This is a genomic window from Lysinibacillus phoenicis, from assembly GCF_047238325.1.
Taxonomy (GTDB): Bacteria; Bacillota; Bacilli; order Bacillales_A; family Planococcaceae; genus Lysinibacillus; species Lysinibacillus irui.
Genome location: NZ_JBDFMP010000002.1, coordinates 349,724 through 374,878, shown reverse-complemented (window position 1 = coordinate 374,878; position 25,155 = coordinate 349,724). Strand labels below are relative to the sequence as shown.

The following is a 25,155-nucleotide window of genomic DNA, read 5'->3' as shown; positions in this document are numbered from 1 at the left end:
TCTTTTATAGTATTAAACTATTCATTCGGTATTCCTGATTGCATTTTGTAATTTCTCATGAGCATCCCATTGGATCTGATCATCCCAAATTTTTCATATAGAGGAATTAAATCATCGTCACAACATAAATCAATCATATAAATATTACTCAGCTCATCCAGCATTCGCTTGATTAATTCCTTGCCAATGCCTCTATTTTTATATGCTGGAAGTACTTCAAGGAATGGAATATAAGCCGATAAAACTCCATCACTAATTGCTGTTATAAATCCTACTACCTGCTTAGACTGTTCATCAACCGCAATGACGACGTTACTACTATTTTCCAATAGTTTTAAATGTGTTTGCGAGCTAGGTGGATTGGGCCAATCTACAAAAAAGCCTCTCAACATATCCGATGAAATGTCATCTAGATTGTATTTATACTGCACTAACAATCAACTCCTTTCAATGAAATAGTAATCTACGTAATATCTCGCCAAACTGTTTCATTGGCAATTATCATTTTAACCCATCTCTCCCTCTACTCGGTCCAACCACTCACTCATTAGATTTTTAAATAAATCAGCTTGTTCAATTTGTAAATTATGACCAGCAATATCTAAAATTGCAAAGGTTGCTCTTGGATACATCTCTAGAATCGAAAACGCGTCCTTATAGCCAACTACTGAATCTTGTTTTCCCAGTAAGAAGAGGCTAGGCATGCCAAAGGACTGTTGATCAACGGCAAAGGAAAAATGATAGCTTTGCTGAATTTTTTCTAAAAAATCTTGATCTGCTCTATTACATCCTGCTAGCACCTCTGTCGTGTAGCGTTGCCAGTTATAGGAATCCAGTACAACTTGATGAGCCTTAAAATCCTCTTTCTCCTGCTGGCTTAATGTTGATAAAAATATAGGATCTTCTCTAATCACAAGATGCTCTGGCACTGTTCGATGTTGTTTCTCAGGAATAATTAGAGGACAGATAAAGGCTGCCCCCAATAGTTGTTCCATAGAGTTTCTCATAATGCCACGCGCTAAATAGCCACCATACGATTCCCCCACCAACAAGTAGGGTTCATTAGGGATAATTTCGTTTATAAATTCAATGACCGCATCTAGCATTTCATCTGAATTCTCAATAGTTAAATAATCTGTCGTTCTGCCCATACCAGGAAGATCTAAATAAATACGTTTCCACCCCTCACGCCCATCAAAAATAGGCTCCATGCATCCTTTCATCAATCGATGATCAGGAGAAAATCCATGTAGCATGATAATCGGTGTTCCTGTTCCAATTACTTCATAATAAATATTCGCTTTCTTAATCTGACAAAATGGCATTGTTGTTCCCCCGGATACATTACTTTTTATATTAATTTTAGAAATGGATTATGTTTGGCTACCTTGTTTGAGCGGTTTGACTCACGTTACGAGCGGCTCACACTATTTACGAGCGGTTCTTGCCTTGTTATGAGCGCTTTTTCACTTTTTTGGAGCGGCTTCCCACTATTTATGAGCGACTTCTACCTACTTTGGAGCGGTTTCACCCTATTTATGAGAACTACTACCCACTTTGGAGCGGTTTCACCCTATTTACGAGCGACTTCTTCTTATTTTCGAGCGGTTCCACCCTATTTAGGAGCAACTTCTACCTACTTTCGAGCGGTTCCACCCTATTTAGGAGCAACTTCTACCTACTTTCGAGCGGTTCCACCCTATTTATGAGCGACTTCTACCTACTTTGGAGCAGTTTCACCCTACTTATGAGCGACTTCTACCTACTTTCGAGCGGTTTCACCCTATTTACGAGCGTCTTCTCCTTACTTTGGAGCGGTTTCATCCTATTTACGAGCGTCTTCTCCTTACTTTGGAGCGGTTTCACCTATTTATGAGCGGCTTCTACCTACTTTGGAGCAGTTTCACCCTATTTATGAGCGACTTCTCCTTACTTTCGAGCGGCTTCACACTATTTATGAGCGACTTCTCCTTATTTTCGAGCGGTTCCACCCTATTTGGGAGCAACTTCTACCTACTTTCGAGCGGTTCCACCCTATTTAGGAGCGACTTCTCCTTACCTTCGAGCAGTTTTGCTTATTTTTGGCTCAGTTTGCTCCTACCATTTAGAGATAGTGTAGGATTGCTCCCGCCTTCGACCATCTGGCTACCCCATAATCAAATCATAGACAGCCATGGTGGATTCCATCGGCGTTGTGTTTAATTCTTGCTGCAATTGATGGACACATTTTTCATACCATTTTAATGCAAGGGAACGATTTTGCAGTTGATAGTGACTGTACATGAGCAAGCGATACCCTTCCTCCCAAAGGGCATCCTCTCGTAGAATCTTCTCTGCGTAGTTGATAGCTTTTTTAAATTGCTGTTGTCGCGTTGCATTTTGTGCTAACCGTTCAAGCACTTCAATATATAAAAATTGTAGCTTTTCGCGATCCTGGACAAGCCAGTCAATTTGCTTTTTTTCAGCGTACAAGGTATCCGTATAACTCGCTTCTGCTAATTGTAGCCATTCATTGGACAGCTCTGGATCAAATTCCTCCATACCTAACTGGTAATAATAGAGGAACCGCTCCACATCAATGTGGAGAAAAGAGATATGCTGTAGCTGATACATACTATTTTTTCGCTGAATAAAAAAACTATCCTGTCTTGCATTCCGCTGTGGTTCCAACACTTTTAATAATGTATTTAACACTACCTTAAAATCTCGGTCTAAGGACTCGATACTACGTTCAGGCCATAATGCCTGGGCAATTTCCTCCTTTGGTGTAAAGCGATGACGGTGACAATACAGATAGACAAATAATTCCTTTGATTTATCGCGTTGCCATTCTTTATCTTCCAGCTTTCGTTGCCCTCTAATTAAACTTAAACTACCAAAAAGTTTGATTTGAACTTCATCATGCGGATAACTGATGCTACCCTCCACTTGAAAATAATGTCGTAATGCTTGAATGGCTGGATGTTCCTCCTCACCATTTTGACTAAATTGCAATAGTTCGTAGAAAATCATGCGATTACTTGGACCAAGAATCATCTTCTTTTGCAAAAAATATTCATAGCTATTTGCCAAACATAATTGCGCAAATTGTTGAAAATATGGTTGAAATTGCTCAACATTCTGTTCTTGAAAAGCAATGACTGCTTGATAAAACAAAACATGCATCAAGCCATTACGATCACCGCATTCGTGAAATAAATGCTGAGCTTTTTTTAATAATTGCTTTGCTCGTTCTGTTTCTTGCTCAGAAAGAATGATTTTCACTTCTGCTATAAGAATAAGGGCCGTCATCCATGCATCTTGTACCTGCTCTGTTTCCTGTAAACCAAGCGCTAAGTATTTTTTCGCTGCGACCATATCCCCTAACGTATGTTTGACAATGGCTAACCCCATATAAGGCTCAGCTTTAACCCGTGAGATATTGATCGTATTCATTAAAGATAAGGCTTTTTCATAGGCCTTACATGCACCTTGATGATCAGGATAATCCATTAACAGCAATGCATGCGCCTTTCTGATATAGCCAACAGCCTCAATGAATATGGACTTTTCTCTTAACCCCCGCCGAATGCCGTGCTGTGCAGCATACCAAGCATCCTTCCCTTGGCCTAACAATGCATAGACAAAAGATGCAAGTAGTTCACTTTCACGATGTGTCGCCACAAGCTGGGGTGGTAATTCAAGCCGTTGCGTTAATAATTCCTTCGCCTCTTGTAATTGTCCTGTACGTAATAAAACACGTACATCGACATTGGCTCGTTGAACGACATCCTCAGGCAATGCCACATCCTCGATAAAAAGTTGAGCACCTTTCGCCTTTCCTAAATTCACTAGATTTTCTGCGTATTGTCGTTGTAGTTCTAATAATTCCTCTTTTAATAATGGTGTATGTTGAGCTAGCTCTAATGCCCGTTCTAAATAGGGCTCCGCTAAGGCAGGTTGAATGGTGTCTAAATATATATGCGCTAAGCCTGCTTGGGACTTGGTCATAAATAAATGATCCTGCTGTTGCTCGGCAATTTCTGCGCATTTCTCATATGATTGCTTTGCTTTTTCATAAAAAGCACGATAGCGATGACATTCACCTTCAAAATAATATAGCTTATAAAAATTGTTTTTTTCCTGTGCTGTAAACCGATTGATTTTTTCCAACAACCATTCAAACTGACCAGCACGTACTAATGGTTCTGCATGTTGCTGTAATAGCTCCCCACAAAAATCATGGTCATTTGTTTTAAAGGCATGATAGAGGACAGCCTGAATACTATGATGCTCCACATAATACAAAGCAGCTTGTTTATGTAGCGCTTTATACTGGCTTGGAAATTGTCTCCACTTCATTTCTAAAAATCGGCTAAACAATGCATGGAACCGATATAAACCATCAGTTGTTACTGGTTGAATAAATAAATGGCGCTGTGTTAATGGATGCAGCATTTGTGCGGTGTCAAGTCCATAAAATTGCTCCAATAGCTCCACTGAAAAGGTAGGAAAAATCGCCAACTTCAAAATCATCTCCTGCTCAGTCGAAGTCATCGTACTATACACTTCCTCGGACAAATATGTGAAAAGGTCGTTTGTTGAAATTGTTAACCAATGTTCTAAAGACGCATGGTGCCATTGCTCAGCTAATAAAGAAATACTAATAGCCCAGCCTTCGGTAATCTCTAGCACCTTCTCCATTTCAGTAGCTGTTAAATGCACATCCACATATTCTTCAAAAAAAACGGCAATTTCCTCGGTTGAAAATGCAAGTTCTTCCTCTTTGATGATGAGCAATTTTTTTTGCAGCTTTAATTTCCTTGTAATATCCCAATTAGGTAATGTTCTAGAAGCAATAATAAAACGAACCGTGGGCGGCGCAAATTCAATCATTTTTTCCATTATATAATTAATGTGAAAAACATGATCTACATGATGAAAATCATCAATAACAATTAGTAGAGGCTCATCCATATCACATAAGCAGTTCACAAAAAGTTTGTACCAGCGATTAATTTCCTCCATTTTTGGAAAGCGAGATAATTGGTTCCACGCAGCAAATGAATGCCCAAAATTCGGTACTACTCGCTGTATACTAAAAAAAAGGTGCCTTAAGAAAGGTAATAGATTATCATCTTCATCGGAGACACTATACCAAGAAAATTTACTAGTTTCGTTATGAAGGAATTGAGTAAGGGTGGTCGTTTTACCATACCCTGCACCACTATGAAGAATTGTGCAAGTATGCTGATGACTTTGTTTTAGTGTTTTCATCAGTGCTGCTCTATTAATGCAATGATTAGATGGGCTTGGAGCTATACATTTGGATTGAATAATAATATCTGTTGTCACGTTAAATAACCTCCATACTTTGTAAGGTTACTAAAATCTTCTCGAAAATTCAGATTTTTAAATTATTGACAGTTTACCATATTTTTAGAGAAATAATGGCTTAAAATAAAAAATCCCGATTATCATATCAATGATAACCGGGAAACTGCCGTTATGATTATAGTAATTCTTTACGTAAATCTGCAGCTGATTTTGGTGAAAGTAGACCGAATGGGATATCAAATACTGTTTTCGCGCCTTTTTCACCTGCTTGGCTAAGACGATGTGCAGCACGCGCATAAGCTACTAATACACTTGACGTGAAGTTTGGATTACTTTCAAGTTTTAATGAGAATTCAAGAATTTGTTTGTCGTTTGCACCACTGTTACCACTGCGAATGACAAAACCACCATGTGGCATACCTGTATGGTTTGCTTTAAATTCTTCTTCAGAAATAAAGTTAACTGTTGTGTTATATTCATCGAAATAGTTAGGCATTGTGACAATTTCTTGTTCCACTTTTGCTGCATCTGCCCCATCTTCTAACACAACCCAACATTTGCGTGCGTGCTTTTCACGCGTTGTAAGTTCAGGGTTTTCCCCATTACGTACACGTTCTACAGCTTCTTTAATTGGTAATGTGTATTGAACCGCATTTTTAACACCTTCGATACGACGAACAGCATCTGAGTGACCTTGACTTAGACCATCTCCCCAGAATGTGTATGTTGTACCAACCGGTAAAACGGATTCCCCTAATAGGCGATTTAATGAGAATATACCTGGGTCCCAGCCAACTGAGATAACCGATACTTTACCAGATTTTTGCGCAGCAGCGTCTACAGCATCAAAAAATTCAGGAATTTTCGCATGTGTATCAAAGCTATCGATTGTATTAAACCATTGTGCAAAGTGAGGACCTTGCTCTGGTAAATCCGTTGCAGAACCACCACATAAAATCATGACATCAATGTCGTTTTGGAATTTTTCAGCGTCATCTACTAAGTATACGCTAGCATTGCTTGCTACGTTTACCGTTGAAGGATCACGGCGTGTGAACACCGCTACTAATTCCATATCTGGATTTTGTGAAATGGCATACTCCACACCACGTCCTAAATTTCCATATCCTACAATACCTACTCGAATTGCACTCATCAAAATTCCTCCTAACGATTACGTGACTTTGTGAAAACTTTCACGTTAAATCTAACTTCAATAATACTTTGTGTTAGAAAAATTCACAATAGTTTGAGTATGAGTTTTTTTAAAAGAATTTATATCAGTTTTCTATGGTTTTTATCCCATAATGGTATGAATACGGTTACAAATTACTAATTATTCCATGAACCTTAAAGTTATTGTAAAAGCCTTGTAAATGACGGCTATTTTCCCAATGAGTCTTGTACAATAAATGTAACGACAAAAGGGGGCATGTTGAATGAAAAGTATTGGTTACTCATCAAGCACAACATTGGCACAAGGAGAACTACTTGCATTCCATATGACACAACATTTAATGAACGATGAAGCATTGCAAACCGGTAGTAAGGATAAAAAGTTTGTACCTAATCAACATTTATGTATCGGCGTTTTACCTTTTGACGTTATGGTAGATACATTAGACATTTCCATCCAAAAAAACAAGGTGCATGAGGTTGACTTTTACCATAGTGGCAAGGAAATCGCACGCTGGCTCATTAAAAAAAGTGAATACAACAAGCCATGTCCAGACTTCTATGTGTGAATCTAAATAATCATTGTGTCGGACTGTTTAGGTTGAGCACATTAATGAAAATTATGTGCGAGCGTTTTCTCCGGCTAAAGATTATCTTACTCCTCATTTTAAGTGTTTCCCTTCAATTATAGATCGCTTTCTCCTCTTTCTAAGCACGACTATTTAAAGAATGATCAACAATTTTCATCATACTATTGAATTTCCTGTGCTAGCTGTGCAAGGCGCTCCTCATCAATTATATGGTAACCTGTCTTGCGCTTTTCTAGAATTTTCTCTTCGCAAAACTGTGCCAATACATATAATAAATGGCGATAGGAAACCCCTAAATACTCACAGATTTCCGTATGTTTCTCCTTATAGACACCTTGGTCGGCAGATAATTGGATAAAGGCTGCTAAACGATTTTCAAAGGGATATGCCTGATTTTGTGTATATTTAGACGTCATTTTTGTGGCTTTTTCCCCTAAAAATACACAAAGTCTGCGTAAAAATAAAGCATCCGCGAGTAACTTTTCCTTACACGACTGTGTAATCGAATAACAAATGGTTTTTGTTACAGTTTGGATCCCCTTCGTATACCTTGCCTCATTTAGTAATTCAATTTCCCCCATAAAACGTGGTGCTTCCAAATATTCAATAAGTGAAACCTTGCCGTTTTTATGCGTCATATAGAGCTTCGCCTTTCCTTCGATCATGTAATACAATGTATCTGGAAAGGAGCCCTCCTGAAAAATCCATTCTCCTTTGTCAAATTGACAAACTTCCAGATAGGGATCAATTTCAAAGGAGAAAAAATCATTGATCGGATAGTTTTCAAGATAATGGTTCCGCGCTTCAGCTGTTAGTATATGCATTTTTTTACTCTCTCCTATGAAAATATGAGATATCTCACATTATTGTAGCGGTGAACGTGCTATTATTCAACATAGTTAATGGAGGTACGGTAAATATATGAACAATCAACGATGGCTTTCTCAAAATTTCTTTACATTTTTCATTACTTGGGGCATTTTCTTACCCTATTGGACAGGATGGCTTGTTGATGCAAAACATCTGACAGTATCACAGGCGAGTGTTGTCATGGGCTGTGGTCTACTTGCTCGTGCAACATCCAATCTTTTCTTCTTCCCAACACTTGCAAAATATGTAAACAACAAACGACTCATTACGATATTAGCAGTAGGAGCTCTTCTGACGGCATTACTCTACATACCAAGTACAGGATTTATCGCATTATTAATCGTGACGATTTTATTTAGTATTTTTTATCCGGCACTGTTACCTGCTGTCGAAAGTAGTGCAGCAACACTTGTCCAGCACGGCAATATTCACTATGGCAAGAGCCGCTCCTACGGTTCCTTTGGTTTTGTCATTGCTGTATTGATCATTAGTATGCTGACTGGGGTTTTCGGTAAAAACGTGATCTTTTGGAGCATGATTATTGGTCTTATTGGCATGTTGCTCATGCAGCAATTAGCAACACCAAAGGAATTACTCGTTGTGCCAACAAAAGATCAACGCGCAAAATCTTTATCAATGAAAATGTTATGGAGTATCAAAGGCTTCCCTGTAGTGTTATTCATCGTTATTTTGCTACAGGGCGCCCATGCCTCCTATTATAGCTATGGCTATATTTATTTAGAGGATTTACATGTAGACCCATTTTATATGGGGATGATTATTAACATTGCTGTTATTTGCGAAATCCTCTATTTTATGAAAGCTGATACGTTTTTGACAAAGTGGCGCTCTTCGTCTTTATTACTTTTAGCAGCAAGCGGTTCTTCCCTACGTTGGTTACTCATCTTTATGTTCCCAAATGTATGGGTATTTATTGCCTCACAAACCTTGCATGCATTATCTTTTGCTTTAGCGCATTATGCATTTATTCGTTATCTAACACAAACCTTACCAAAGGAACAAATTCCAAATGCACAGGGTCTATACTCTGCATTAGCCATGGGCTTAAGTACGGCCATCCTGACGTTTTTAGGAGGCTATTTATATGAACTATCGCCTGGACTATCCTTCGCAGCCATGCTCATATGTACAGTGCCCGCTATCGCCATTTTGCTGTTAACACGCACAAAATATCAATATTAATCAAAAAGCAGGTGAGAATTTTTTCACCTGCTTTGCTATTTCGGATAATAGGAAAAACCAGGATATTTAACCACCGGCCATTTTTCCTTTCTTAAGGCATGTAACAACTCAGGGCCGACCCGTAAATTACTTTGCACCAATTCAGTTGGCGTGAGAGCCATCCATTGATTTAAGGATACATCCTGGAACCGGTCACTTTTAAACATTTCTAAAAACCATAATGGTTCTGTGCCTGTATTTTCAATATAATGACCCGTAGCAAATGGAACATACCCAACATCTCCCGCTCGATAATCGAATGTTCGAGCTGTACCATTCCCTGTAAAAACAGTCATCCGTCCTTTTCCTTGTAAGTAATATTGCCATTCATCGTTATTAGGATGCCAATGTAATTCCCTCATCGCACCAGGCTCAATTTCTACCAGTGCAGCCGCAATATTTTTTGAAATGGGAAAATTAGTCGAATCAACTATGCGCACACTGCCTCCCGGTGTTTTCAATGGAGGCTGAGCTAACAAACGATGTTTAAAAGATTGTGGAACCTTGCCATAGGGAGATTGTACTTTTTGTGATTCTATGGGTCCTGGAACCTTATCTTGATATATATACACTTGTTCGTTCGGAATATGTTGGAAGGCACTCAGAGGAGCACCAAAATTAGCCGACAATACTTCTTTTGGCGTATGGGCAAACCAATCCGAAATCGAGAGTGTATTGAGATCAGAGAAATTCCCATCATCAAACACTAATAAAAATTCACAACCGCCCTCTAGTCCCTGAATAGAATGAGGGATTCCTGGCGGGAAATACCATAAATCACCTGGTCCCACATCAGCAATAAAGTTACAGCCATTTTGATCGACTGCGGTAATGCGTGCATAACCAAGGAGCATATAAGACCATTCTGCCTGCTGATGCCAATGCAGCTCACGCACGCCTCCAGGTGTCAAACTCATATTAACACCCGCTAATGTCGTAGCAATCGGCAATTCACGAACCGTAATTTCCCGAGACCATCCCCCCTGATTTAAGGTCATATGTGTATCCGAAAACGAAAAGCGCAAATTAGGAATCAACCCCGCATCAGTCGTTGGCGGTACCAGCATATCAGGATTTTCTAAATCCCGCATAATATCTCGTGGCCCCTTATCCACCCCTCCTGCTCCATCACTCCTAACAGGCTGTGGCACCTGAAAATAACCTGGTGGCAAATTCTCCAAACGTTCACCTCTTTCCGCTATGATTCTTCTAAAATGTATGGGTCCAATGCTTTAATTATTCACTTTTCTTTATGTTGGTGAAGTGACTCAGGTTGGAATTATTAAAAGGATTTGTAGATTAATTCGTTGTTCAGAAGCTAGTTACTTCGTGCTACTCAATTTGGAGCGGTTCTCCCGCGGTTTGGATCACCTTTCACTCTAGTTGGAGCGCTTTCCCCTCTTTATGGAGCGCTTTCCATCTATTTTGGAGCGCTTCTCTTCCATTTTGGAGCGGTTCTCTCGCTTTTTGGATCACCTTGCATCCTATTTGGAGCGGTTTCCCCGTTTTTTGGAGCGCTTTCTATCGATTTTGGAGCGGTTCTCTCGCTTTTTGGATCACCTTGCGCTCTATTTGGAGCGGTTCTCTCGCTTTTTGGATCACCTTGCATCCTAGTTGGAGCGGTTTCCCCGTTTTTTGGAGCGCTTTCTATCGATTTTGGAGCGGTTCTCCTGCTTTTTGGATCACCTTGCACCCTAATTGGAGCAAATCCCCCTAAAATAATATCGATTTCACTCAATATCTCACTTTTCCATAGCGTCGACGACACAGTCATGCAAGATTTGTAGGCCATCCTGTAATTCCTCATAGGATGCATAGGCGTAGGATAATCGAATATGGTGATGGTCTTGAGGATCATAAATATAGCCTGGGTTAATTAATACTTGTTGTTGCAATAACTTTAGAAAAAACTCTTTATCTACAAGAGGCTCATGAAACTTGAGCCAAATATAGAAGCCTCCCTTTGGTTTATCCCAACTTGCGATATTCTTAAATTTTTCATGCAAAATACGTTCTGTAAAATCGGCTCGATCTTGTAATTGCTGGCGTAAACCTACGATATGCTTATCATATTTTCCTGATTGCAGCCAATGCAGAACAATTTCTTGTGAGATGGCACTTGAGCCATAGTCTGTTTGCATTTTAATGTCTGCTAATCGTTCGATAACGGTTGTTGGGCCGATTAGCCAGCCGATGCGGAGCCCAGGACTTAAGGTTTTAGAGACGCTCCCCATATAAAGGACTTGCCCGCTTCGATCCATTGCTTTAATTGGTGAAGATGTAGCTTCAAAAAGTAAATCATGGTAGACATCGTCCTCGATTATCGGAATTCGCGATGCTTGACAGGCTTCATACAGTAGCTTTTTTTCCTGTGCTGTCCAAACATGTCCAGTTGGATTATGTAAAGTAGGAATAGCGTAAAAGACGGCTTGTTTTTTTCGTTTCTTTTGAGCTAATGTTTGGGCAAGTTGATTATCACGGTGAACGCCAATCATCTGCATGCCGACCGATTGAAATGGATGGATAGAGTTTAGATAGGAAGTTTGTTCCTGAAATACGATCGACCCTTGTTCTAATAAACCAACAGCAATTAATTGCAATGCCTGCAGCGCACCCGAAACAATACAGACATTTTGGGGCTCAGCCTCGATTCCTCTTTTTTTAACATAGTGACAGATTGCTGCACGAAGTTGATCATTGCCCTGTGGCGAAGAATAACCTAAGCTTTTCGGCTGAAAAGATAGTTCCCTAAGTGAAGATTCCATTTCCTCAGTTGGTAACAAGTCAGGAGCAAGCTCTCCTGTTCCTAATCGAATGACATCATCACGCTGCTCGTATTCATTTATTAATTGGATGGTGTGGTAATTTGGCTTATGAATACTTGTTTCGATATAGGTTTGCCAATTCGGCTGTGTTTGCTGAAGTAATGCATGCCAGGAATTGTCAGTAACATAAACACCAGAGCCTATCTTTGCCTCAAGAATGCCCATAGCTTTTAATTCCTCCAAAGCCTGTTGAACTGTACTTCGATTTACTTCAAACTGCATAGCCAATTGTCGTTGGGTAGGAAGTTTTGTCCCTGCCACCCAGTCCCCTCGTTCCACTTGAGCGATTACCCAGTGAACAATTTGTTGCTGTAACGTGGAGTCACTTTGTCTATTTGGCTGCCAGCTCATGATTCATCCCCTTCCATTCTAGAAAATTGGGTGGCTAAAAAACCATCCAATTGGTCGTTTTCTTTTAGTTATACCATAACTAAAATGAAGAGTGAAAGGAGGGATTGTCGTTGGAAGCTTTTCTTCATGGTATCATTTTAGCATTTGGTCTTATATTGCCATTAGGTGTACAAAATGTTTTTGTTTTTTCGCAAGGTGCTACACAACCAAATGTATTCAAAGCATTGCCTGCAAGTGTGACAGCAGCTATCTGTGATACAATGTTGATTTTACTAGCGGTATTCGGTTTATCATTAATTGTGCTACAATTTGAGTGGTTACGAATTACGTTAATGACGGTTGGTATCGTGTTCTTACTTTATATGGGCTATAGTATTTGGCGTTCAAATCCGTCATCTACCACTAATAGCGAAGCACTGCCTGTAAAAAAACAAATATTCTTTGCACTCTCTGTGTCGCTCCTCAATCCACATGCGATATTAGATACAATCGGTGTTATTGGGACGAGCGCATTAAAATATAGTGGTACAGAGCAAATCATTTTTACCCTCGCCTGTGTCTTAATTTCCTGGCTGTGGTTTTTCGGACTTACTTTGACGGGAGCCTCGTTCAAAAAACTGGATCGCTCTGGAAAACTAATGCGATTATTTAATAAATGCTCTGCCATCTTTATATGGGCAACAGCCTGTTATCTTGCAAGTGGCTTCCTGTAGCATACATAGAAAATGCTCAGGCGGTAACCTGAGCATTTTTCTTATAACGCAACAAAAATTGTAAGCTTTTCATTAAACAGTGCTGTATCTATCGATGTTTCTTCGTGCCATTCCACACCATAATGCAGAGCTTTGACCAACACATTTGCTTGTAATAAAGTTTCGTGCTGCTGGATGATAGATAAGACTTCCGAACTCCCATTAAAGGCAATCGACACATATTGCTCCACTGGTAGCTGCCATTTTTTACGTGCGTCTTGAATTGTACGGATTAATTCTCGCATTTGCCCCTCTTGTAATAAGCTCTCCGTTAGTTGTACATTGAGCAAGACTCGGCAAGTGCTATCCTCTGCTTTTATATAATGCTCCTTCACGACGGATTCTGCGACCACATGCGTTGACAGCAATGTAAGCTGTTGATCTTCAATTACGATATCTAATGCCCCTTGTTGCTGTAACTTATTTTTCTCTTCATTTGTTAATGTCGTTAGATAGTCTTTTACCTGATTCACCTTTGAACCAAATGCAGCTCCTGCTGTTTTAAAGTTCAGCTTATAATAGACACGTTCATAGGCTGAAAAGTCATGCGTCCATCTACAGAACTTGATATTTAACTCATCTTGAATGAGCTCATTATAGACTTGGTAATCTGCCAACTCACCATTTACTGCAACAATGAGTTCACTTAAAGGTTGCTTAACCTTCATCCCCTGGCTATTGCGTATACTGCGTCCTAGTTCCACTATTGTTAACACCATTGCCATTTCTTGTTCTAGCCTCACATCCATTAGCTGCTCGTTACATATTGGATAGTTTTCAAGATGGACACTTTTCCCACATAATTGTCGGTAAATATCTTCTGCTATAAATGGAGTAAACGGAGCTAGTAATTGACAAATAGATGTTAGAAGCTCGTAAAGTGTACTAAATGCTCCTCGTTTATCTACAGTCAGCCCATTTGCCCAAAATCTGGCGCGAGAACGGCGAATATACCAATTGCTTAACTCCTCCACCAATTGGGCAATTTCCCTAGTCGCCTGCGTAAATTGGTAATCATCCATGGCAGCTGTCACAACTTGGATAGTGTGATGTAAGCGAGACAAAATCCAATGATCTAAATGTGACCGTGTACCAGTATTTGAGGCATCATACGTAAACCCATCGATTGTGGCATACATTTCATAAAATTTAAACGTATGATCAAGTGTATCTACTAGCTTTGATTTCGCATCCATTACAATTTTCTTGGAAAAACGCTTCGGATTCCAAGGGGAGCTGTCTACTAGAAAGGCCCAGCGTAAAGCATCCGCTCCATACTGCTCGATTAATTCAACTGGTTCTAAAGCATTGCCTTTACTTTTAGACATCTTCTGCCCATGCTCATCTAACACATGCCCTAACGATAGGACATTTTTATAAGGTGGCTTCCCTGTAAACAAGGTCGATACGGCTAATAAACTATAGAAAAAACCTCGTGTTTGGTCGATCCCTTCAATGACGACATCTGCTGGAAATTGATTGTGAAAAGTCGCCACATCTTCAAAAGGATAGTGCTGCTGCGCAAATGGCATCGAGCCACTATCAAACCAAACATCAATTACTTCAGGTGTACGCTTCATGTCTCCCTGACAATGAGGACAAGTGCAGACAATGTCATCGATAAATGGTTTATGAAGCTCTATTTGCTCATCAACAGCCCCTTTGGCTAATTTTATTAATGCTGCGATACTGTTTGGAGCCTCCTCATGACCGCAACCCTGACAAACCCATACATTGAGCGGTGTCCCCCAGTAGCGGTTTCGGCTGATGTTCCAATCCACTAAATTTTCTAGGAAGTTGCCAAATCGACCATCCTTAATATGACCTGGATACCATGTCACTTGTTGATTATTTTGTAAAAGCTGCTCCTTTAAGGATGACATCTTGATAAACCAGCTATCTGTTGCGTAATACAACAATGGTGAATCACAGCGCCAGCAATGTGGATAGCTATGCTCATATTTTTCTTTTGCAAATAACAGCTCTTTTTTTGCAAGCATTTTTATAATATCGACATCACAATCTTTCACGAATCGCCCGACAAGCTCTGGTACTTCATCTGTATAGCACCCTTTCAAGTCCACTACATTAATAAAGGATAAACCATGGTGCTGAACTGTTTTATAATCGTCCTCGCCATAGGCAGGTGCGATATGCACAATCCCTGTACCACTGTGCTCTGTCACATAATCTGCCATGACAACAACATGCCCTTTATCGACCTTTACATAAGAAAATGGTGGGTGATAGGAAACACCCGCAAACTCATGCCCATCATGCTCACTTACTATTTCTACAGGCTCTGAAAATACCTTTGTTACAAGTGATTTAGCCAGGATGTATATGTTATTTGCATGCTTTACACGTACATATTTAAGTGCAGGATTCATTGCCAAAGCAACATTGGCAGGTAAAGTCCACGGTGTCGTCGTCCAGCCTAAAAAATATTCGTCGTGATCCTGTCGCTTAAACATGGCTGTCACAGATAAATCTTTGATATCCTTGTAGCCCTGTGCCACTTCATGAGAGCTTAAGGACGTTTGACAGCTAGGGCAATATGGTGACACCCGATGCCCTTTATATAAACGATTTTCCTTGTGAACATGACTTAAAATATGCCAGACGGACTCGATGTAATCATTACTTAGTGTAAGATAAGGATCATCCATATCGAGCCAGTAACCTAGCTGTTCTGTAAAGGATCGCCACTTCTGTTCGTAAGTAAAAACGCTATTTTTACATGCTTGGATAAAACGCTCTACCCCGTAATTTTCAATCTCTTGTTTTCCAGAGATGCCTAATGTCTTTTCTACCCCTAACTCCACAGGCAATCCATGTGTATCCCAGCCTGCTTTTCGTTCAACGAAAAAACCTTGCATTGTTTTATAGCGAGCTACAACATCTTTAATTGTTCTGCCAAATGCATGGCCGACGTGTGGTAAACCATTTGCTGTCGGTGGTCCTTCGTAAAATACAAATGGCTGCTGTCCAGCGCGATTGGTTACGGATTTTTCAAAGGTATCCTCTTGTTCCCACAAAGCTCGAATCCGTGTTTCTCGTTCAACCGTTGTTTCTTTCTTTTGTTCTACCTGCATATTAGTTCCTCCTATACAATCAAATTTGTATAAAAGGCATACAAAAAACCCCGTCCCAAGAAAAGGGACGGGGTTAACCGCGAATACCACCCTAATTCTATTAACACAATGGTCAATAGCACTCAGCAACGTACAATCATACGTGTTCTTTTTAACGGTAGACACCCGGGTTAGCTTACTTTCTTCAGCTAACCTTCTCAGAGAGGATTTTCATGTAACATCTGCACACCGACTTCCACCAACTGCCGGCTCTCTGTAGAACTAAATGAAACACTACTCTTTCTCATCAACGAATTTGTATGCTTTTATTGCATGTCATCGTATCAAATTAGCCAATGTTTGTCAATCATGTTTCGCCTATGATAACTCGTTAAGACAAGTGGCGATTTGTTGATGAAGGGTCGCATATTTTGATTGATTATATGTTTGGATAAAAAAGCTTCTTAGTAATGTTTTGTAATTGAATACTGCGTTTCTGTAATGCTCTTCAGCTAATTCACTCTTTAATGTAGATAATGTTGATGGCATTTTCTGCACTAATTGAATTACCTCATCTTGCTCTAATCCTTGCTCCAGCATCGCAAAAAAAAGCCATTAATTTATTCTTTAACTCATCTTCCTTCAAACGTATTGTAGCAACTGATTGACTCCCCTTACTTAATCTTTTTGATTCTCCCAATTACTTTCTTGGTATAGCCCATCTAGCCTCCAACCATTATAAAAACGAACATATGTAAATTCCTTTTGCCAATTATCCTGATGCACAACAACCTTGCTTCGCCAAGGCAAAGTAGATGCATAAACCTGTCCCTTTCGAACCTCAGCTATATGATCAGCTACATCGAGCAGTGTGGAAGGTGCAATCGTATTGTTTATCAAATAAAGCTGACGATCCGGGCTGGCCTCGAGCTCTTGCATTAACTGCTGGTGAAAAGCAACTACCTGTTGATTTGCCAGAAAAAGTGAATACACGAGAGAGCTCGCAAATAGCGCCATTAATACTGCCACAAAAACAACATGCTTTTTCTTCAAACCTATGTAAAACGACCAATTCTTTTCCTTTTTGTATAAATGAAGATATATTACTAGACTAATTGGCCATAAAAATAATATCTGCCAGCAAAGGACAACCCAAAATAGCTCTCCATCTGAAACAAAATATCGAATACTCAGGTAATTGAATAACCATAGAGGAAACGACCAACGCCAAGGAGTCTCTTGCTGCGACCTACTCTTAAAATAAATTAGTAGAAGAGGTAAGCTTAGGAAAAAGGCTGTTGTAAAATCTACTATAGCAAATAACAACCCAACACCTCCATTTAAGGAAAATATTACAACCATTGTAACGGAATCCAAATCGAAAGAAAAGGCTAGACATTCTAAAGTTTTTGATTGTCTAGCCTTTTTTATTAATATTCCTCCACTATTCTCAGCCCCACGATATCTTTAAAATCGATGATTGGTTGAGAGCCATCATTCCCAATCGCCTGACTATATTGTACTTGAACTCGATCGCCAACTGATAATGTTTTTGGGACATTCGCTAGAGGGAACCATGTACCATTGCTATGCTTTTTCACTAATTCATCTGCAGATAATTGACCAATCTCGCTATCCATGACACCTGAGACAACTAAAAATTCATGTTCCTTGATCGCTAAGACTGTTCCACTTCTTTTCCACATCATTTGACTTTCCTTCTCTGGGATTCTATATTTTCCTTGTAAAGAAGCAACGTCTTTATGATAGTGCTGCTTTAAATAGTTCATAGCTTTTTGTTCAACGAACCACATCCGGATTGGATCACTTGTATTTTCATATTCGACTCTGCTTGCCTCCATTAATAAGTTAACTGTAGCCATTTTATAAGCGATTGGCTTTGCATATTTGGAAGAAAAATCTTCTTTTGTAATTTGCAGCATTTGTAATCGTTCATTCATCGTTGGCTGAGTTTCATTGCTAAATCCCTCCATAAGCAGTTCTAACTCTTTATCTACTTGCTCCTGTGAGGGGATTAACTTCTTTGATTGCGCATATGCAAAAGTCGATTCAAGATATAAAAAACTATCAAAGCTTGCCCTATAGAGTCGATTTTTTCTATTCATATAAGCATCCTTCTGTAAGTGAAGTTCTAAAATTCGTTCATCCAATACTGGTGGGATCATAGAGGTTTGTTTTTGATGATCATTGTATTGCAAATATACAAACAATCCTATACAGACGCTCAAAATCATGGCCAAAAGCCCATATTGCCAGCGTCTAGAATATTTTTTAACAGGACGTTGTTCTAAATGCTGAATGACATTTGCCATCACACGCTTTTTGCTTTCTGATAAATCCCGTACGACACGAATATCCACTTTACTCATGCAGAAGCACCTCCCATTCAACATGCTGTAGTTGTAGCTTTAGTAACTCTCGCCCTCGACGTAGCCTTGTTTTTACTGTACTTTCAGGAATATTTATCAGCTGCGCAATGTCGACTACAGACAATTCTTCAAAATAAAAATGAATAATGACCTCACGCTGCTTGAATGGGAGAGCTAGGATTGCATTTTCAATCAAAGTTTGTTCATCTTGCCGGACAAGCATATCCCTTCTTGTGATCGTCTGCTTGGCAGCAATTTTTTGTTGTACTTGGATTCTCCGATAAGTCCAACTTCGTAAATAATCTTTACTTCGGTTACTAACTAATTTCGATAAATAAGCCTTAAGCTCACCACGTTCCTCATAGTTCTGCTGATTATCGTAGAACTTTATAAAGACATCCTGAACGATATCTTCTGCACTTTGTAAATCTCTTACATAGTAAAAGGCAAGACGGATAAGTCTCTCTGTATGCTGTTCCATTATTTTTTCCAGTTCATGAATTAGCAACATGTTTCCCCCTCTCTACCCTTTAAACGGTGCTCATGTCTTTAAGGTTTGCTTTTTTTGTCATTTATTCAAAATTGTTGTCAGTAAATGGTGTAATCACCTTTTTTTCCATTGAAGATAATACGATATTGGTAGAGGGAGTACCATAAGGCATAGCCGCATCTATGAATTCCTCTAATGTTTCTACTGAATAGGTTGCTAGCTTGACGATATAGCTAATTTCTCCTGCCACTCGATAACATTCAAGAACATCGGGATGGGCATTACAAAATGCAGAGAGACTTTTACAATCAATAGATTTAAATAAAATAATCGCCTGAATAGTGCGCTCCATTTTTTTGATGTTTACTTTTGCATGATACCCTTCGATTACCCCTTGTTCCTCCAGCTTTTTGACACGTTCAATAACAGCTGGTGAAGATAAATGGACAGTGGTCGCTAACTCCTTCATCGAAATTTTTGCATTGTGCTGTAACTGCTTTAAAATTTGTGTATCAATTTGATCCATCAGACTTCACCTTTCATAATCAACTTTTTTTCACATAATACCTTTTCAAATAAAGCCATATGGCTAAAATACATTATACAACTTCTGTTATCAGTCCGTCCTATTGATTACAATAGAAGCTATAAAAGGAGGATTAATAACATGAAAAAAATCTTATTACTATTAGCAAATGGCTTTGAAGCGGTAGAAGCAAGTGTTTTTACAGATGTCCTTGGCTGGAATAAATGGGAAGGTGATGGCACAACTGAGGTTGTGACTGTCGGTTTGCATGAACAGCTGCAATGCACATGGAATTTTAAAGTGACTCCTGAAAAATTGCTCCACGAAATTACATTAGAGGATTTTGATGCATTAGCAATCCCTGGTGGCTTTGAGGAAGCGGGCTTTTATGAGGATGCCTTTAGTGAGGAATTTCAAACGGTTGTACGGCATTTTGACGAACGTAAAAAACCGATTGCAACGATCTGTGTTGCGTCTCTTATATTAGGAAATTGTGGTATACTCCAACATCGTCAAGCAACGACCTATAATCACCCAACGAGTAAACGTTTAGCACAACTGGAAAACTTCGGTGCAACCATTGTTAATGAGCGCATTGTACAAACAGATCATTTAATCACCTCATCAAATCCAGGAACGGCCTTTGATGTTGCCTTCCGCTTACTAGAAACCCTAACGTCTAGCGAAAATACAATGAAAGTAAAAGACTTAATGGGCTTTCGCTAAACATAGAAAAAGTAGGCTTGCACTAAGCCTACTTTTTTAAGCGTTTTTATTATTTGCCTATAGGTGCTGTTTCTGTTGTGCTAAGATCTATTTCTTTTGCACTTTCTAGCACTTCTTTTGGAATGGTAATCGTTGTTACAGCATTGAAATCATGGTATTTGATCGTTGTTTGCTGTGTTGTTTTTATCGAATTACCTTCTACTTTCATACTTAACGTCATATCCATCGCAATTTCTTCTACATCAAATGTTTCTTTATTAATCAATAATTTGTATGTGAGATTGTCAAAAGACATATTGCCTAATTGTCCCTCTAAATCAGCGTCCATGCCTAAATCCATTACACCAAGCTGTTGCTTTACTTGCTCTGTGAATTTTTCACCTGAACCTTTTAGTGTTAATTCGTAGCGGCTTGCTGTTTCATTTAAAGTGAAGTCTTCAGCAAATGATTGCAGCATCTCTAATTGCTCCGCTGCATCTGGCTGCATGCCTGTTTGACTAAGTACATCATCAAATAGTTGTTTCGGGAATTTTACCCAAGCTTGTTGGTCTGCCTCATACATATACATACCATCTTTAGCTGTCATGTACATTTTAATTGGTAAATTAATTGCTTCACCACTTGTTGGATCTGTTAGGGACATTGTTCCATCCGCAAAGAACTGCATTGGCTCTGTAACAATTTCCATGTTCATATTGCCTTTAGAATCCATTTTCATGGTTTCCTTACCATCGTTAGCTTCTACTGACTGTGAAATGGTCATAGTAGCCTTCATGCTTTTTAGCTCTTTTTGCTTAGCTAATGTTTTGGTAAATAATTCCTCAAGTGCAGCACTATCCTTTGTTGTAGTAGGCTGTTCTTCAGTCACCTGTTCCTCTTGAGGCTGCTCATCTTTTTCATCTGGTATAGGCATTGTATCTACCGGTAAGTCTAATGCGTTCACAATAAATGTCGCTAACTGACCACGAGTCACATTTTTATCTACACCAAATTCCGTTGCAGTAACGCCTTTTGCAATACCTGCCTCATATAATGCCGTTACGGCTTCTGCAAATGGGCTATCTTGTGGTACATCTGTAAATGGACTTTCTCCTTTAGCTGTTAAGCCTGTTGCCTGTGCCACCATTACTGCCATTTGACCACGTGTAATCGTTTCATCTGGGCGGAATGTATCATCCTCATAACCTTGTACTACGCCAAGATTAACTAATGTGACAATTGCGTTGTAATATGGGCTAGTTGCGTCTACATCCTTAAATTTCGGATTTTCAGCACTCTCTAAATTTGTTGCAAGATCAAAAGCACCTGCAATCATCTTAGCCGCTTGTCCACGTGTTACGTCTAGTGATGGCTTAAATGTGCCATCTGGAAAACCATTAATAATGCCTGCTTCATGTAGTGTTAAAATACTGTTAAAATGTGCATAATCTTTGCTTACATCTGAAAATGCACTAGCAGCCGAAACTGGTACTACTGCTAAAGCTGTAATGGCTATTGCTGTTGTGGCCGCTGTGTAAAGTTTATGTTTTCTCTTTGTCATAATCATCATCCCCCATTTATGTAATTGTAAAAAGGTTTACATTCTAATTCTATATAAATAGTTAGGAAAATGCTAGGATACTTGGAAAATAAATTAGGAATATTTACATTTATCCAATTCATTATCATATAAAAAAACCGACCTCCTAAGAGATCGGTTTTTTAAGTTGATGATTACTCAGCAGCTTTTGCGCGAAGAACCATTTGTAGGATACCACCGTGACGGTAGTAGTCTACTTCTACTTCTGAATCGAAACGAGCTAAAGCTTGGAAAGTTTTAACTGTGCCGTCTTCAGATTTAGCAGTTACTGTTAAGATTTCACGTGGTTTTACGTTGTCAGTAATGTTAACAGAGATTTCTTCTTTACCAGTTAAGCCTAGTGTATCAGCAGATTCACCTGGCATGAATTGAAGTGGAAGAACACCCATCATTACTAAGTTAGAACGGTGGATACGCTCGTAAGATTGTGCGATAACAGTTTTCACGCCAAGTAGGAATGTACCTTTCGCAGCCCAGTCACGAGAAGAACCCATACCATAGTCGTTACCAGCAAGTACTACTAAGCCAGTACCTTGCTCTTGGTATTTCATACATGCGTCATAGATGTACTCTACTTCGCCTGTTGGCCAGTAAGTAGTGAATCCACCCTCTGTACCAGGAGCAACTTGGTTACGGATACGGATGTTTGCAAATGTACCACGCATCATTACTTCGTGGTTACCACGACGAGAACCGTAAGAGTTGAAGTCACGGATTGCAACACCGTTTTCAATTAAATATTTACCTGCAGGTGTATCTTTACCGATTGCACCAGCTGGAGAAATATGGTCAGTTGTGATTGAGTCACCGAACTTCGCCATAATGCGTAAGCCGTCTAAGCCTTTAATAGCTTCTGGCTCTTTTGCAAGACCTTGGAAGAATGGTGGGTTTTGGATGTAAGTTGATTTTTCATCAAATGTGTATAGAGACTCAGTTGATGTTTCAATTGCATTCCATTTTTCGTTCGCTGTGAATACAGTTTCGTATTCTTTTTGGAATAATTCACGGTTAACAACAGTACCTAATACTGCGTTAACTTCTTCAGTTGATGGCCAGATATCAGCGAAGAATACTTCGTTACCATCTTTGTCTTTACCGAATGAATCTTTTTGTAGATCGATATCCACTGTACCAGCAAGTGCATAAGCAACAACAAGTGGTGGAGAAGCTAAGTAGTTAGCTTTTACAAGTGGGTGTACACGACCTTCAAAGTTACGGTTACCAGAAAGAACTGAAGTTACGAATAAGTCATTTGCTTTAATTGCATCTTCGATTTCAGGTAATAATGGACCTGAGTTACCGATACATGTTGTACAACCGTAACCTACAGTGTTGAAACCGATTTGGTCAAGGTATGTTTGTAAACCTGAATCTTCAAGGTAACCAGTTACAACTTTAGAACCTGGTGCTAAAGAAGTTTTTACCCATTTAGGCACTGTTAGACCTTTTTCTACAGCTTTTTTCGCTACTAAGCCCGCAGCAATTAATACGTATGGGTTAGATGTATTTGTACAAGAAGTGATAGCAGCAATTGCAACAGCACCTGTTGGAATTTCTACATCGCCTTCAGCGAATTTCGCTACAGAAGTTTTTGCGAATTCATCTTCTGTTAAACCGAAACCTTGTGTACCTTGTGGTGCCACTACTGCTTCTTTGTAACGAGAACGCATTTGAGATAGTGGAATTAAGTCTTGTGGACGTTTTGGACCAGAAAGGTTTGGTTCGATTTCAGCTAAGTTTACTTCTAATACGTCAGTGTAAACTGGCTCTAATGTTGGATCGAAGAACATGTGGTTTGCTTTTAAGTAAGCTTCAACAACCGCGATGTGCTCTTCGTCACGACCAGTTAAACGCATGTAGTTTAATGATTCTTCGTCAATTGCGAAGTAACCACATGTAGCACCATATTCAGGAGCCATGTTAGAGATTGTCGCACGGTCAGCTAGTGGTAATTTAGATACGCCAGGTCCGAAGAACTCAACGAATTTACCAACTACGCCACGTTGACGTAATACTTGTGTTACTTTTAATGCTAAGTCAGTAGCAGTTGTTCCGTTTGGAAGATCGCCAACTAATTTAACACCGATAACTTCTGGAATTGGGAAGTATGAAGGTTGACCAAGCATACCTGCTTCAGCTTCAATACCACCTACACCCCATCCAAGAACGCCGATACCGTTGATCATTGTTGTATGAGAGTCAGTACCAACTACTGAATCTGGGAATGTTTCGAATGTGCCATCAGCATTTTCGTTAACGTGTACAACTGGAGCTAAGTACTCTAAGTTTACTTGGTGAACGATACCTGTTGCTGGTGGTACAGCACGGAAGTTATTGTAAGCAGTTTGAGCCCATTTTAAGAAGTTATAACGCTCAGCGTTACGTTCGAATTCAAGGTCCATGTTTGCTTGTAATGCAGATGCATTACCATATTTGTCAACTTGTACAGAGTGGTCAATTACAAGGTCAACTGGAATAGCAGGGTTGATTTTGCTTGGGTCTCCACCCATTTCTTTCATTGCAGAACGAAGAGATGCAAGGTCAACAACTACTGGTACACCAGTAAAGTCTTGTAATACAACGCGAGAAGGTTTGAATGGTACTTCAGCTTCTGGATCAGCACCATTGCCCCATTTTGCTAATTCGTTTACGTGCTCTTCTTTAATTACATACGCATCATATTGACGTAAAACAGATTCTAATAATACTTTGATTGAGTAAGGAAGGTTTGAAACTTTTGCAACGCCAGCTTTTTCAATCGCAGCTAAGTCATAGTAATTGTAAGTTTTACCATTCACTTCGAATGATGCACGGCTATTGTGTAAATTACCTTGTGCCATTTGCGGATCCCCCTAATTTATCTTTTTGAAAAGGCTTTAAAAATGTGTAGCATCTTTTCTCCAATACCCATGATAGCGCATTTATATTCATAAGTAAATTACATTAATATTATCTTTTTTGATAAGCATAACTTATGACCTTGGTTTCTATCCTGATGTTTTTAATTTTTTGATGTGCATAATATCAAGGGTTTGAATTAATGAGGGTTTTTATACCTATCTAACGAAGCTATCTAAATGTTTTTAACTGGGGTACTTTTTGGGGCACTTGCTAGGGCACCTGTAACTTTTTTTAATGGTGCCCCAGTTCGTAAAATGTTGATAAAGAAGGTTTGGACAGTACTATTTTATAAGGAAAGAACAATAATTCCTTTAAAATTAATAGTATTTCTTTGGCACAATCTGAGG

Annotated in this window: 19 protein-coding genes and 1 other annotated feature; of the genes, 4 read left to right on the top strand and 15 right to left on the bottom strand. The window is 39.3% G+C overall.

Going from position 1 to position 25,155, the window contains the following annotated elements:
• Positions 1-17: 17 nt before the first annotated feature.
• From ABC382_RS03065 to ABC382_RS03050, 4 genes are all read right to left on the bottom strand, one after another.
• Entirely contained in the window at positions 18-431 is a 414-nt protein-coding gene (locus tag ABC382_RS03065) for a GNAT family N-acetyltransferase (protein WP_322610775.1), read from the bottom strand.
• Positions 432-506: 75 nt separating this feature from the next.
• Positions 507-1,325, bottom strand: coding sequence for an alpha/beta fold hydrolase (locus ABC382_RS03060; RefSeq protein ID WP_322610774.1), 819 nt, complete (start codon positions 1,323-1,325; stop codon positions 507-509).
• Positions 1,326-2,145: 820 nt separating this feature from the next.
• Positions 2,146-5,334: a winged helix-turn-helix domain-containing protein gene (locus ABC382_RS03055; RefSeq protein WP_322610773.1), complete on the bottom strand. Its 3,189-nt coding sequence runs from the start codon at positions 5,332-5,334 to the stop codon at positions 2,146-2,148.
• Positions 5,335-5,491: 157 nt separating this feature from the next.
• Positions 5,492-6,472, bottom strand: coding sequence for a diaminopimelate dehydrogenase (locus ABC382_RS03050; protein ID WP_322610772.1), 981 nt, complete (start codon positions 6,470-6,472; stop codon positions 5,492-5,494).
• A gap of 283 nt (positions 6,473-6,755) precedes the next feature.
• On the opposite strand from ABC382_RS03050, the gene ABC382_RS03045 reads away from it, so the two are divergent.
• Positions 6,756-7,061 (top strand): hypothetical protein, encoded by a 306-nt coding sequence (locus ABC382_RS03045; RefSeq protein ID WP_322610771.1) that lies wholly within the window; start codon positions 6,756-6,758, stop codon positions 7,059-7,061.
• 182 nt (positions 7,062-7,243) lie between these two features.
• Here the strand turns inward: ABC382_RS03045 and yeiL are convergent, their stop codons facing one another.
• A complete protein-coding gene (yeiL, locus tag ABC382_RS03040) occupies positions 7,244-7,906 on the bottom strand; it encodes a transcriptional regulator YeiL (protein WP_322606490.1) in 663 nt (220 codons plus the stop codon).
• Between the two features lie 97 nt (positions 7,907-8,003).
• On the opposite strand from yeiL, the gene ABC382_RS03035 reads away from it, so the two are divergent.
• Positions 8,004-9,155: an MFS transporter gene (locus ABC382_RS03035; protein WP_274793224.1), complete on the top strand. Its 1,152-nt coding sequence runs from the start codon at positions 8,004-8,006 to the stop codon at positions 9,153-9,155.
• Between the two features lie 35 nt (positions 9,156-9,190).
• Here ABC382_RS03035 and ABC382_RS03030 read toward each other — a convergent pair whose 3' ends face one another.
• Complete coding sequence (locus tag ABC382_RS03030) at positions 9,191-10,375, bottom strand: oxalate decarboxylase family bicupin (protein ID WP_322610770.1); 1,185 nt, start codon at positions 10,373-10,375, stop codon at positions 9,191-9,193.
• Between the two features lie 561 nt (positions 10,376-10,936).
• Positions 10,937-12,370 carry an aminotransferase-like domain-containing protein gene (locus ABC382_RS03025; RefSeq protein ID WP_322610768.1) on the bottom strand — a complete coding sequence of 478 codons (1,434 nt, stop codon included), beginning with the start codon at positions 12,368-12,370 and terminating at the stop codon, positions 10,937-10,939.
• Between the two features lie 110 nt (positions 12,371-12,480).
• Here ABC382_RS03025 and ABC382_RS03020 point away from each other — a divergent pair, with 110 nt between their 5' ends.
• Positions 12,481-13,083 carry a LysE/ArgO family amino acid transporter gene (locus ABC382_RS03020; protein WP_322610767.1) on the top strand — a complete coding sequence of 201 codons (603 nt, stop codon included), beginning with the start codon at positions 12,481-12,483 and terminating at the stop codon, positions 13,081-13,083.
• A 41-nt stretch (positions 13,084-13,124) separates the two neighbouring features.
• On the opposite strand, the gene ileS is transcribed toward ABC382_RS03020, so the two are convergent.
• From ileS to ABC382_RS02990, 6 genes are all read right to left on the bottom strand, one after another.
• Complete coding sequence (gene ileS / locus ABC382_RS03015) at positions 13,125-16,217, bottom strand: isoleucine--tRNA ligase (protein WP_322610766.1); 3,093 nt, start codon at positions 16,215-16,217, stop codon at positions 13,125-13,127.
• Between the two features lie 60 nt (positions 16,218-16,277).
• Positions 16,278-16,516, bottom strand: a binding site (T-box leader).
• Between the two features lie 58 nt (positions 16,517-16,574).
• Positions 16,575-16,796, bottom strand: a complete 222-nt coding sequence (locus tag ABC382_RS03010) for a hypothetical protein (RefSeq protein WP_322610765.1) — start codon at positions 16,794-16,796, stop codon at positions 16,575-16,577.
• Positions 16,797-16,874: 78 nt separating this feature from the next.
• Entirely contained in the window at positions 16,875-17,522 is a 648-nt protein-coding gene (locus tag ABC382_RS03005; protein WP_322610764.1) for a hypothetical protein, read from the bottom strand.
• Positions 17,523-17,626: 104 nt separating this feature from the next.
• Positions 17,627-18,586 carry a DUF3221 domain-containing protein gene (locus ABC382_RS03000; RefSeq protein WP_322610763.1) on the bottom strand — a complete coding sequence of 320 codons (960 nt, stop codon included), beginning with the start codon at positions 18,584-18,586 and terminating at the stop codon, positions 17,627-17,629.
• On the bottom strand, positions 18,579-19,097 hold the full coding sequence (locus tag ABC382_RS02995) for a sigma-70 family RNA polymerase sigma factor (protein WP_274793232.1): 519 nt from the start codon (positions 19,095-19,097) through the stop codon (positions 18,579-18,581). The genes ABC382_RS03000 and ABC382_RS02995 overlap by 8 nt, the downstream gene beginning before the upstream one ends.
• Before the next feature lie 61 nt (positions 19,098-19,158).
• Positions 19,159-19,602, bottom strand: coding sequence for an Lrp/AsnC family transcriptional regulator (locus tag ABC382_RS02990; protein WP_274793233.1), 444 nt, complete (start codon positions 19,600-19,602; stop codon positions 19,159-19,161).
• A 141-nt stretch (positions 19,603-19,743) separates the two neighbouring features.
• On the opposite strand from ABC382_RS02990, the gene ABC382_RS02985 reads away from it, so the two are divergent.
• Positions 19,744-20,328, top strand: a complete 585-nt coding sequence (locus ABC382_RS02985) for a DJ-1/PfpI family protein (RefSeq protein WP_274793234.1) — start codon at positions 19,744-19,746, stop codon at positions 20,326-20,328.
• A 49-nt stretch (positions 20,329-20,377) separates the two neighbouring features.
• On the opposite strand, the gene ABC382_RS02980 is transcribed toward ABC382_RS02985, so the two are convergent.
• Both ABC382_RS02980 and acnA read right to left on the bottom strand, forming a co-directional pair.
• Positions 20,378-21,868 (bottom strand): S-layer homology domain-containing protein, encoded by a 1,491-nt coding sequence (locus tag ABC382_RS02980; RefSeq protein WP_322610762.1) that lies wholly within the window; start codon positions 21,866-21,868, stop codon positions 20,378-20,380.
• A 173-nt stretch (positions 21,869-22,041) separates the two neighbouring features.
• Positions 22,042-24,747, bottom strand: a complete 2,706-nt coding sequence (acnA, locus tag ABC382_RS02975; protein WP_274793236.1) for an aconitate hydratase AcnA — start codon at positions 24,745-24,747, stop codon at positions 22,042-22,044.
• Positions 24,748-25,155: the final 408 nt, after the last annotated feature.

Bases quoted from the DNA above. Each gene is read 5' to 3' on its own strand.
- ABC382_RS03060 (WP_322610774.1), bottom strand. From the start codon at position 1,325: ATGCCATTTTGTCAGATTAAGAAAGCGAATATTTATTATGAAGTAATT.
- ABC382_RS03050 (WP_322610772.1), bottom strand. From the start codon at position 6,472: ATGAGTGCAATTCGAGTAGGTATTGTAGGATATGGAAATTTAGGACGT.
- ABC382_RS03045 (WP_322610771.1), top strand. From the start codon at position 6,756: ATGAAAAGTATTGGTTACTCATCAAGCACAACATTGGCACAAGGAGAA.
- yeiL (WP_322606490.1), bottom strand. From the start codon at position 7,906: ATGCATATACTAACAGCTGAAGCGCGGAACCATTATCTTGAAAACTAT.
- ABC382_RS03035 (WP_274793224.1), top strand. From the start codon at position 8,004: ATGAACAATCAACGATGGCTTTCTCAAAATTTCTTTACATTTTTCATT.
- ABC382_RS03025 (WP_322610768.1), bottom strand. From the start codon at position 12,370: ATGAGCTGGCAGCCAAATAGACAAAGTGACTCCACGTTACAGCAACAA.
- ileS (WP_322610766.1), bottom strand. From the start codon at position 16,217: ATGCAGGTAGAACAAAAGAAAGAAACAACGGTTGAACGAGAAACACGG.
- ABC382_RS03010 (WP_322610765.1), bottom strand. From the start codon at position 16,796: ATGCTGGAGCAAGGATTAGAGCAAGATGAGGTAATTCAATTAGTGCAG.
- ABC382_RS03000 (WP_322610763.1), bottom strand. From the start codon at position 18,586: ATGAGTAAAGTGGATATTCGTGTCGTACGGGATTTATCAGAAAGCAAA.
- ABC382_RS02995 (WP_274793232.1), bottom strand. From the start codon at position 19,097: ATGTTGCTAATTCATGAACTGGAAAAAATAATGGAACAGCATACAGAG.
- ABC382_RS02990 (WP_274793233.1), bottom strand. From the start codon at position 19,602: ATGGATCAAATTGATACACAAATTTTAAAGCAGTTACAGCACAATGCA.
- ABC382_RS02985 (WP_274793234.1), top strand. From the start codon at position 19,744: ATGAAAAAAATCTTATTACTATTAGCAAATGGCTTTGAAGCGGTAGAA.
- ABC382_RS02980 (WP_322610762.1), bottom strand. From the start codon at position 21,868: ATGACAAAGAGAAAACATAAACTTTACACAGCGGCCACAACAGCAATA.
- acnA (WP_274793236.1), bottom strand. From the start codon at position 24,747: ATGGCACAAGGTAATTTACACAATAGCCGTGCATCATTCGAAGTGAAT.